Origin of the sequence: Duganella callida (assembly GCF_004614165.1) — a bacterium.
Lineage (GTDB): Bacteria > Pseudomonadota > Gammaproteobacteria > Burkholderiales > Burkholderiaceae_D > Rugamonas > Rugamonas callida.
The window spans coordinates 1-10,114 of the sequence record NZ_SPVG01000193.1 but is presented as its reverse complement, the minus strand read 5'-3'; the positions used below and the strand labels follow the sequence as shown (position 1 = coordinate 10,114).

The 10,114-nt window shown below is 61.9% G+C and carries 8 protein-coding genes; 5 read left to right on the top strand and 3 right to left on the bottom strand.

Annotated elements, in window-relative coordinates; genetic code table 11:
* Nucleotides 1-165 precede the first annotated feature (165 nt).
* Together E4L98_RS19645 and E4L98_RS19640 are read right to left on the bottom strand one after the other, a co-directional pair.
* Nucleotides 166-504 (bottom strand): P-II family nitrogen regulator, encoded by a 339-nt coding sequence (locus tag E4L98_RS19645; RefSeq protein ID WP_135203240.1) that lies wholly within the window; start codon nt 502-504, stop codon nt 166-168.
* An 11-nt stretch (nt 505-515) separates the two neighbouring features.
* Nucleotides 516-1,262 (bottom strand): TorF family putative porin, encoded by a 747-nt coding sequence (locus E4L98_RS19640; protein ID WP_371857260.1) that lies wholly within the window; start codon nt 1,260-1,262, stop codon nt 516-518.
* Nucleotides 1,263-1,515: 253 nt separating this feature from the next.
* Between E4L98_RS19640 and E4L98_RS19635 the strand changes: the two genes are divergently transcribed.
* The 5 genes from E4L98_RS19635 to E4L98_RS19615 all read left to right on the top strand — a co-directional run bounded on the left by E4L98_RS19635 (nt 1,516) and on the right by E4L98_RS19615 (nt 6,129).
* A complete protein-coding gene (locus E4L98_RS19635) occupies nt 1,516-1,755 on the top strand; it encodes an accessory factor UbiK family protein (RefSeq protein WP_072789195.1) in 240 nt (79 codons plus the stop codon).
* A gap of 56 nt (nt 1,756-1,811) precedes the next feature.
* Nucleotides 1,812-3,323 carry a YifB family Mg chelatase-like AAA ATPase gene (locus tag E4L98_RS19630; protein ID WP_135203238.1) on the top strand — a complete coding sequence of 504 codons (1,512 nt, stop codon included), beginning with the start codon at nt 1,812-1,814 and terminating at the stop codon, nt 3,321-3,323.
* A 96-nt stretch (nt 3,324-3,419) separates the two neighbouring features.
* Nucleotides 3,420-5,120 carry a M1 family metallopeptidase gene (locus tag E4L98_RS19625; protein WP_135203237.1) on the top strand — a complete coding sequence of 567 codons (1,701 nt, stop codon included), beginning with the start codon at nt 3,420-3,422 and terminating at the stop codon, nt 5,118-5,120.
* Nucleotides 5,120-5,620: a hypothetical protein gene (locus E4L98_RS19620; RefSeq protein ID WP_135203236.1), complete on the top strand. Its 501-nt coding sequence runs from the start codon at nt 5,120-5,122 to the stop codon at nt 5,618-5,620. The genes E4L98_RS19625 and E4L98_RS19620 overlap by 1 nt, the downstream gene beginning before the upstream one ends.
* A 167-nt stretch (nt 5,621-5,787) precedes the next feature.
* Nucleotides 5,788-6,129: a DUF1840 domain-containing protein gene (locus E4L98_RS19615; RefSeq protein ID WP_135203235.1), complete on the top strand. Its 342-nt coding sequence runs from the start codon at nt 5,788-5,790 to the stop codon at nt 6,127-6,129.
* Here E4L98_RS19615 and E4L98_RS19610 read toward each other — a convergent pair.
* Complete coding sequence (locus E4L98_RS19610; protein WP_135203234.1) at nt 6,126-9,977, bottom strand: sensor histidine kinase; 3,852 nt, start codon at nt 9,975-9,977, stop codon at nt 6,126-6,128. The two genes, E4L98_RS19615 and E4L98_RS19610, sit on opposite strands and share 4 nt — an antisense overlap.
* Between the last annotated feature and the right edge of the window lie 137 nt (nt 9,978-10,114).

Sequence of the window (10,114 nt, the reverse complement as noted above, 5' to 3'; positions counted from 1 at the left end):
CGGCCGCAGGTGCTTCTGCCGGCGCCGAGGCGGCAGGCGTGCTGGCGGCGGCGGCCGGCGCGTCAGCCGGCTTGGCGTCTTGCGCCTGGACAGGTGCGGCCAGCGCGAACAGGATGGAGACCCCAGCTAGCAAGCTTGTTATAGTTTTCTTCATTCATCTTCCCCTTAAAGAGCATCGTTACCGGTTTCGCCGGTACGGATGCGTATTACTTGTTCCAGGTTGTACACGAAGATCTTGCCGTCACCGATTTTGCCGGTGCGGGCAGCGCCTTCGATGGCTTCGATCGCCTGTTCGACGACGGCATCGTCTACCGCCGCTTCGATCTTGGTCTTGGGCAGGAAGTCCACCACATATTCCGCACCGCGGTACAGCTCGGTGTGGCCTTTCTGGCGGCCGAAGCCTTTGACTTCGGTCACGGTGATGCCCTGCACATTGATCGCCGAGAGGGCCTCGCGGACCTCGTCAAGCTTGAACGGCTTGATAATGGCGGTAATCATTTTCATACTGGCCTCGCTTAGAAGGTTTTGGAGATGGTCAGGACAGCACCGGTTTTCGCCAGGTTCTTCCCGTTTCCGATGTAGGCATCGGTATTGGCACGGACCGCCGCCAATGCCACCGACACCACGCCGAAATCCTTGGTGACGCCGACCTTGTAATCGCTGTAGCTGGCGGCGCCGTTGTTCTTGACGTTCTGATGGCCCACGTGCAGGTTCAGCACATAGCCGTCATACACTTCGTTGTTGAACTGGGCGTCGAGGTAGCCCGAGTTCTTGCTGTCGACAAAGCCGAACAGATTGGTGGTCGAGTGCGAATATTTGAGCGAGAACGGGCCGGCCGAGATCTGCGCATACAACTCGAAGGTGTTGGCGCTCGGGTGCAGTTCGTTCGACGGATAGTAGTAGTACAGGCCGCCGACGTCATAGGCGAAATCATCGGTGATCTGGCCGCGCTTGCCGGCATACAGGTCCCATTCGACCGAGCCGTCGCCGCCGCCGTCCTTGACCCATTTGATGTTGGTGGCCCAGGTGCCGGCGTAGAAGCCAGTCGGGTTGTTGACATAATCCGCGCCCACTTGCAGAGCAGGTTTCAGACGGGTTTGCGATATGCCGCGGTAACGGTAGTCGCTGACAACAGCCGCGTTAAAGCTGACTTCGTTGTCGGGTTTGGCCTCGGGAGCGGGTGTGGCTTCCTCGGCGTGCGCCATGGACGCGAATGCTAAAGTCAACGCTGCGATAAGGGTATAGTTCTTAGCCATGTTCATAATTATTTTCCTAGTGTGTGAACTTCTAGCAGTTGCGGTTTAAAATCCTTGTCAAGCGATGCAATGAACAGCATTCATGGGCATGGTTAGCAGAATGTGTGCCAGCTAATGTTGTCCAGCGATTAGCTGCCGTATCATTGATGACAATGGCCGCAAGCGGACTAAAGTGATAGCGCGCACCAGATTAACGCTGCGCCGACGTTGAACTGCACCACAATGGTGCAATGAAGGACCTACAGGATCAAGGAATATTATGGATATGAACACTTTTTTTAATGACTTGCAAAACAAGATCAGTCAAGCCATCGAAAATTCACCAGCAAAGGACATTGAAAAGAATGTCAAGTCTATGATGACGCAGGGCTTCGCCAAACTGGACCTGGTGACGCGCGAGGAATTCGACATCCAGACCCAGGTGCTGGCCAAAACCCGCGCCAAGCTGGAAGCGCTGGAAACCCGCCTGGCCGAGCTGGAAGGCAAGATCAATCAATAAGGCGTCCGTTTGGGCTAGCACAAAGCAGTTCGGCCAGCGTGCACTACGCTGGCGACATGTCCATACTCGCCGTACTCAAGAGCCGCGCCCTGGCCGGCATGGAGGCGCAGGAAGTCAGCGTCGAAGTGCACCTGGCCAACGGCCTGCCCGCCTTCACCATCGTCGGCCTGGCTGATACCGAAGTCAAAGAAGCCAAGGACCGCGTCCGCGCCGCCATCCAGAACGGCGGCTTCGAATTCCCCGCGCAGCGCATCACCGTCAACCTGGCGCCGGCCGATCTGCCCAAGGAGTCGGGGCGCTTCGATTTGCCGATCGCGCTGGGCATCCTCGCGGCTTCAAAACAGATTCCTTCCAGGCGCCTGCATCAGTACGAATTTGCCGGCGAACTGTCGCTGTCCGGCGAACTGCGGCCGATACGCGGCGCGCTGGCCATGTCGCTGGCCACGCGGCGCAATGGCGGCTGCCTGGCCTTCATCCTGCCGATGGCAAATGCCGACGAAGCGGCGCTGGTGTCCGATGCGGCGATCTATCCGGCCAATTCGCTGCTGGAGGTATGCGCCCATTTCGCCTCGAAGTCGGCGGAGAGCATGCTGTCGCGGCACGCCGCAGCGCTCCTGAGCTATACGCCCGACTACCCCGATTTCGCCGACGTCAAAGGCCAGGTTCTGATCAAGCGCGCGCTGGAAGTGGCGGCGGCGGGCAACCACTCGGTGCTGATGGTCGGTCCGCCGGGATCGGGCAAGACCATGCTGGCTTCGCGCTTCGTCGGCCTGCTGCCGGAAATGAGCGACGAGGAAGCGCTGGAAGCGGCGGCGGTGCAATCGCTGACCGGCTCCTTCCGTATCCAGGACTGGAAACGCCGGCCGTTTCGCGCGCCGCATCACACTTCTTCCGGCGTGGCGCTGGTGGGCGGCAGCGGCATTCCGCGTCCCGGCGAGATCTCGCTGGCACACCATGGCGTCTTGTTCCTCGACGAGCTACCTGAATTCAGCCGCCGCGTGCTGGACGTGCTGCGCCAGCCGATGGAATCGGGCAGCGTCACCATCTCGCGCGCCGCGCACCAGGCCGAGTTTCCCGCGCGCTTCCAGCTGATTGCCGCCATGAACGCCTGCCCGTGCGGCTATCGCGGCCACAAGACGGTGGTATGCCGCTGTTCCAACGATGTCGTGGCCCGCTACCAGAGCCGCATCTCCGGCCCGCTGCTGGACCGCATCGACATCCAGATCGAAGTGGCCGCGGTCGATCCCGACACTCTGGCGGCAGCGGCCGACGGCGAACCTTCCGCGGTCATCGCCGCCCGCGTGCAGGCCGCCGCCAACCTGCAGCAGCGGCGCCAGGGCAAGCGCAACCAGTATCTGAGCCCGCGCGAGATCGACCATTATTGCAAGATGGAACGCCCCGCCAAGGCCATGCTGAAGCGGACCATGGAGCACTTCCACTGGTCCGGCCGCGCCTACCACCGCATCCTGCGCGTCGCCCGCACCATCGCCGACCTGGGCGGTTCCGACATCATCCTGCTGCCACACATGACAGAAGCGCTGCAGTACCGGCGCGCACTACTGGAATAGTTCAATACAAAAAGCGGTTCTCACACCCGATCTGCATACCAAGTCCGGCGCGCTTGCTGCTATATTGCTCGCAACTTAGCTACTGCCCGGAACGTCATGACCCGTCTGCCCGCCTACCTCGCCGCCAGTGCCCTGCTGGCCGGCTGCGCCACGCAAGTCCCGCCCACCGATTTCACCGTCAACTCCGGCAGCCCGCGCGCGCCGGAGCAGCTCGCGGTGACGTTTGAAAAAGTCGACCTGGCGCTGCGCGTGGAGCCGGACACCAGGAGCATCAAGGGCGACGCCTCGCTGACCTTCCTGCTGAAAGAGCCGCTGACCCGCATCGCCGTCGAACTCGATCGCAACCTGCCGGTCGACAGCGCCAGTGTGGATGGCGTCACGCTCGCGCCCTCGGCCATCAGCAACCCGGACGGCCGCCTGTATCTGACCTTGCCGACGCCGCTGCCGGCCGGCGCGCGCACCACCGTCAATATCAAGTACCACGGCGTACCGGTCATCGCCAAAAAGGCACCATGGGATGGCGGCTTCACCTGGAGCCGTACCGAGGACGGTCAGCCGTGGATCGCCACCACCGTCGAAGGCGAAGGCTGCGACCTGTTCTGGCCCTGCATCGATCACCCGATGGGCAAGCCGCAGCTGATCGATCTGCACATCAGCGTGCCGGCGCCGCTGGTCGTCGCCGGTAACGGCGTCGCCACCGGCATGGAGGAACGCGACGGCTGGCGCACCTACAACTGGCGCGCCAAGAATCCCAGCACCTACGGCGTCGCCCTCAACATCGGCCCCTACGACATGCTGTCGGCCGATTACGCCAGCCGCTACGGCAACACCATCCCGCTGCGCATGTGGTACCTGAAGGGCCATGACAAGGAGGCGCAAGGGCTGTTCAAGGAATTCCCGCTGATGCTGGACTTCTTCGAAAGCCGCATCGGCCCCTATCCCTTCGGCGACGAAAAAATGGGCGTGGTCGAGACCCCGCATCTGGGCATGGAACACCAGACCATCAACGCCTACGGCAACCACTATCTGAAGTCGCCCTATGGCTACGACTGGCTGTTGCATCACGAGCTGTCGCACGAGTGGTTCGGCAACCAGATGACCAACGCCGACTGGGACGACATGTGGCTGCACGAAGGCTTCGGCTCCTACATGCAACCGCTGTACATGGAATCGCTGCGCGGCGAGATGGCATTCCAGGCCGCGCTGTTCGACTTCCGCAAGACGCTGATGAACAAAGTGCCGGTGGTCAGCGGCAAGAGCCAGCGCATCGAGGACATCTACCAGACGGAACGCGGCGGACCGGGCAACGATATCTACACCAAGGGCGCGCTGATCCTGCACACGCTGCGCAACCTGATCGGCGACGATGCCTTCTTCACCGCCACGCGGCGCATGGTCTACGGCAGCACCGCGCCCACGCCCGGTCACTTCCAGCCGCGCTGGAGCAGCACGAAGGAATTCATCCACTTCACCAATGAAGCCAGCGGCCGCGATCTGCAGTGGTTCTTCGACGCTTACCTGTATCACGCCGCGCTGCCGGAACTGATCGAAGAACGCAGCGACAATCAGCTCAAGCTCACATGGAAGCTCAAAGACGGCGGCCGCTTCCCGATGCCAGTCGAAGTCCGCGTCGACAACCACATCGAACGACTCGACATGGCCGACGGCCACGGCGAACTGACGCTGCCGCCGCACGCCCTGGTCACCATCGACCCGCACTCGCGCGCGCTGCGTCAGCAGGATTACATCGATGAGTGGAAAGCCATCGAAGATCAGAAGAAGAAAGCCAAAAAATAATGCACCGCAAACTGGCCCTGGTCCTGCTGCTGACGGCGTCCCTCAGCGCGTGCAGCCCGAAATACGACTGGCGCGATTACCGCAGTCCGGATGCGCCGTACGCCATCCTCTTCCCCGGCAAGCCGGCCACGCAGACGCGCGCGATCCACCTCGGCCAGCTGGAAACGAAGATGACCATGGCGGCCACGGAAATCGACGGCGTGGTGTTCGCTGTCGGCAGCGCCCAACTGGCCGACGCGACGCAAGCGCCGGCCGCGCTGGAAGCAATGAAAACCGCGATGATCAGCAACATCGGCGCCACCATCACCAGCAGCAGACAGCTGCCCAATGGCGCGCTGGAAATCGACGCCAGCGGCAGCCGGAACGGCCATTCGATGCGCCTGACCGGCAGGTTCCTGAGCAGCGGCAAACGGCTGTACCAGGTCGTCGTCATCGGCCCGGCCGGCCGTGTCGACGCCGACACGGTGGATACCTATCTCAGCTCTTTTAAACTGAATTAATCGCTTAAAGCACACTTAATTGGCGTGCGGCAGCGCGCATATTTAAGGATTTCGGGCTTGAAAACGCTGTCAGATGGGCCTACAGTCAATCTAACGACGCGCCGCGCTCTGCGACAATCGGCGCACCGTGCTATTGTTCATCACCAATAAGACTAAGAAAGCGCATCATGTTAATTGCCTTTAAATCCAAATCCAGCCCGGAAGTGTTGATGTATCAGGAGCACGCCCAGCGTATTCTGGACCTGCTGCACAAGAATCCGACCCGCGGCGTGATCACCGCGGCCGAGGCGGCGCAGGCCTTGTCGATTCTCGAACATGAAGTGGCGGAGACCAGGCTGCATCCTGAGACCGACGTCGAGCACGACGCCCACGCCCACGAGCAGGAAGAAGGCGAAACCAAGGAACACGCCATGCTGCAGCGGGTCGGCTTTGCGGCCCGCGCCTTCCCGCTGCTGGAAATGCTGCGCACGGCCAAGGAAGAAAACGAAAACATCATCTGGGGGATTTAATCTCCCGCCAGGGACGCCTTCACCGGTAGATCGATGGTGAAGCGCGTCCCCACTCCCACCGCACTGTCCACCCGTATGCTGCCGTCCAGCAGCGAGGTGACGATATTCCAGGTCACGCTCAAGCCCAGTCCATTGCCGCCCTGCCCCAGCTTGGTGGTGAAGAAGGGATCGAAGATACGCGCCTGATGTTCGACCGGAATGCCCCTGCCGTCGTCCTGGAACACGATGCGCACGCGGTCGGACCCGAGTTGCATGGCCCACATCCGGATTTCGCCGGCCGCCTTGCCGTCGAAGGCATGCAGCAGCGCGTTGTTGATCAGATTGATGATGACCTGCCCATAGGGGCCGGGAAAGCTGTCCATCACGATATCGTCCGGCATCTCCAGCACAATGTGGTGGCCGGCCTTGCGCACCTGATTCTTCATCGTCATCACGATTTCGTGCGTGGCCTGTTGCAGATTGAACTTGCGCCGTTTGGCGCTGGCCTGGTCGACCGCCACCTGCTTGAAGCTGTTCACCAGCTCCGCCGCATTGCGCAAGCTGCGCATCAGCAGCGTGCACGCTTCGTTCGCCGCATCGATAAAGCTGCGCAGGTCGGAACGGCGCAGCGTGTTGGCGGCGTTGAGCTGTTCGATATCGCGGGTCTTGTCTTCCAGCGTGCTGGCGATCACCAGGCTATTGCCGATCGGCGTATTCAGCTCATGCGCGACGCCGGCCACCAGGGAACCCAGCGCCGCCAGCTTCTCGCGCTCCACCAGTTGCTGCTGCGTGTCCTGCAGCCGACGATACGAATCCGCGTTGGCAAACGCCACCGCCACATACGATGCGAGCGTGGTCAGCATGTCCAGGTCGATGCGCTGATAGGCATGCGCACGATAGCTGTGCACCGTGATCACGCCGCGCACCTGGCCGCTGACTGAAATCGGCACATAGATCAGCGAGCGCGGTTCGGTCGGCAGTGATCCATCCTCCAGCGTACCCATATGCTCCGCACCGGACACCAATTCCAGACTGGATATGAAGCGCGAATATTCGGTCCGCACCTCGTTGATGAAGACTTCCTGCGCGTGATTGATGCACCATACCGCCAGTTGATTGGGCTCGCGCATGCTGCGCGTGTAAGGCGTGTAGCGCTTGCCGCGCTCCATCGCGAACGGATATTCGATCAGCTCCTGCTCCGGTCTGTAGATGCCGATGCCGAATACGCTGGCATCCATCAGCCCATGCACCTGCTGGTAGAGCAGCGACATGATGGCTTCACTATCCAGGTTGGCCGTGATGCGCCGGCCGATATCGGACAGCAGCGAGATATTGCGGTGCGCCGCCTCGACGTTTTCCTTTTCGCGCTCTATCGATTCCTTCTGCTGCACCAGCTCGCGCGTGCGGCTGCCGACCTGCTGCTCCAGCTCCTGCTTCTGCCGCAGCAGCAGACGGATACGGATGCGCAGCAGCAGGTAGGCCGAGCCGATCACCAGTACCAGCATCAACCCGCGGAACCACCAGGTGCGCCAGAATGGCGGCGCGATGGTCACCTCCAGCGACACCGGATCGCTGCTCCAAACGCCGTCCTTGTTGGCCGCCTTCACGCGGAACACATAGCTGCCGGGATCGAGATTGGTATAGGTGGCGAAGCGCCTGCCGGCATCGGTCATCACCCAGTCCGGATCGAAGCCCACCAGTTGATAGGCATAGCGGTTACGGCGCGGGTCGGCGAAATGCATGCCGGCGAATTCGAACGAGAACACCGCATCGCGGTAGCTCAGCGCGAGCGATCTGGCCTGGTAGAGCGGTCCCTGCGCCAGGACGTCGGTACGTGGCGCGCCGGCAAATATGGATTGGTTAAAGATGGAGAAATCGGTGATCGCCACCGGCGGCGCATAGGGATTGTCGTGGATGCGCGCCGGCTGAAATGCCGTCACGCCTTCCAGCCCGCCGAAATACAGCGTGCCGTCGGCCGCGCGGTAGCCGGAACCGATGAAGTAAGAGCCATCGATCAGGCCATCCCTGGAAGTGTAGTTCTTGAACGCTCCGGTTTTGGGATTGAACATCGACAGCCCGGCCGTGGTGCTGATCCACAGGCGCCCCTGCTCGTCGCCGAGAATCGCGCCGATGGGATCGGGCGCCCGCCCGTCTGGCGGCGGATAAAAGCGGAAATGCGGTTCACCGTCCGCATCCAGGCGGGCCATGCACAAGCCGGCGGCGGTACCGATCCAGAGGCGCTCCTGCTCGTCCTGGTAGAGATAGTGCACCCGGTTATGGCTCAAGCTGTCGCGCCGCGCCGGATCGTGACGGTAGTGGGTGAACCTGCCGCTGGCGCGGTCAAAACGATCCAAACCGTTTTCAGTCGCCACCCACAACATGCCGCGATGATCCTCCAGCATCGTATAAATACGGCCGCCCGGCTTGTCGTCGGCGTTGGCGTCGATAGGCCAGGTCTTCACCGCCAATGTCTGCGGATCGATGCGGTGCAGCGCCTGGCGCGTGCCGACCCAGATCACGCCTGCACGATCCACCATCACGCGCTGAATCGAGCGCGCCGCCGGCTCGTCGCCCAGCCACAACGACGTGTAACGCTTGCTGGCCGGATCGCGCCAGAACAGACCGCCGAATGTACCCATCCACAAACGGCCCTGTTGATCGGCCTGTACCGCCAGCAGGGTCTCGCCGGCAAGCGGGTTGGCATGCGCATCTTCATCTGCGCTGAGTTCGACCTTGCCTTGTGCCGGATCCAGCAACGCCAAACCCTTGGCGGTACCCAGCCAGACTTTGCCGCCGCCGGCATCGGCCATCGCGCGCACCTTGTTGCTGCCCAGGCTGGGCAAAACGCCGGGGCGTTCAGTATAGCGTTCGAAGCCGCCGCTGCTCAGGTCCACGTAGTTGACGCCCTGGTACCAGTTGCCGACCCACAGCGTGCCGGTGCGGTCCTGATAAATGGAGCTGATCTGATTGTCGCTGATGCCATGGCGGCTCATGGCGTCGCGTCGGTAGCTGTAATAGCGTCCGCTGGCGGGATCGCGCCGCTTCAGGCCATCGGCGAAGGTGCCTATCCACAGCGTGCCGTCGCGGTCATGCAGCAGTTTGCTGACGCGCGCCTCGGCCAGATCGGGCGGCAGATTCAGTGGCAGCCGTTCGGCCGACTGACCGTTCAGGCGCCATGCCTGCAGCCCTTTCATGGTGCCGGCCCATAGCACGCCATCGGGTGCGATGGAAAGCGAAAGCATGATGTTCTCCGGCTGGCCATCCTGCGGCCCGACGTGCTGCAGCCGCGCGCCGCCGGCAGTCAGCACGGCCAGCCCGTGCCCGGTGGCCACCCATAGATTGCCCTGCCTGTCGCGCGCGACAGCGCCAACGTGGTCGTCGGTGACGCTGGCGGCCAGTGTGCCGCCGGCCGGATCGAAATGCTGCAGAGCTTCGCCCACAACCAGCCACAAGCCCTGGCGGCCATCACCGGCTATCTCCGTCACCGCCCCGGCATTCAGCACATGGATAAAGCCCTGATTGACGGGATCATAGCGGTCCAGGCCGCCCTTGTTGCCGACCCACAGCTGGCCGGCGCCATCTTCATGCAGCGCCTGCACGTAGTTGTCGAGTAGACTGCGTGGATTCGCTGGATCATTTTTGAAATTGGTGACGCGGTAGCCGTCGTAGCGGTTCAGGCCGGCCTGCGTGCCAAGCCACAGATAACCGTGGCGGTCCTGCAGGATGCTGGCGACAGATTCCTGGGTGAGTCCCTGCTCGACGCCCAGGCGTTCGAAACGTAGCGTCAGCGGCGCGGCATGTGTCGCGGTGAGGGTCGCCAGCAGGAGTAAAGCACAGGCAAAAACATGACGTATTGCGTAAGCTGGCATGGGTTGCATCTCCGATATCAACCCATTCTAATGCACAAAAGCGAAAAGGCCCAACCGTGGACTACCACGGACGGGCCTTTTCAGGATAACTAGCTTGACGATAACCTACTTTCACACTGGTTGCAGCACTATCATCG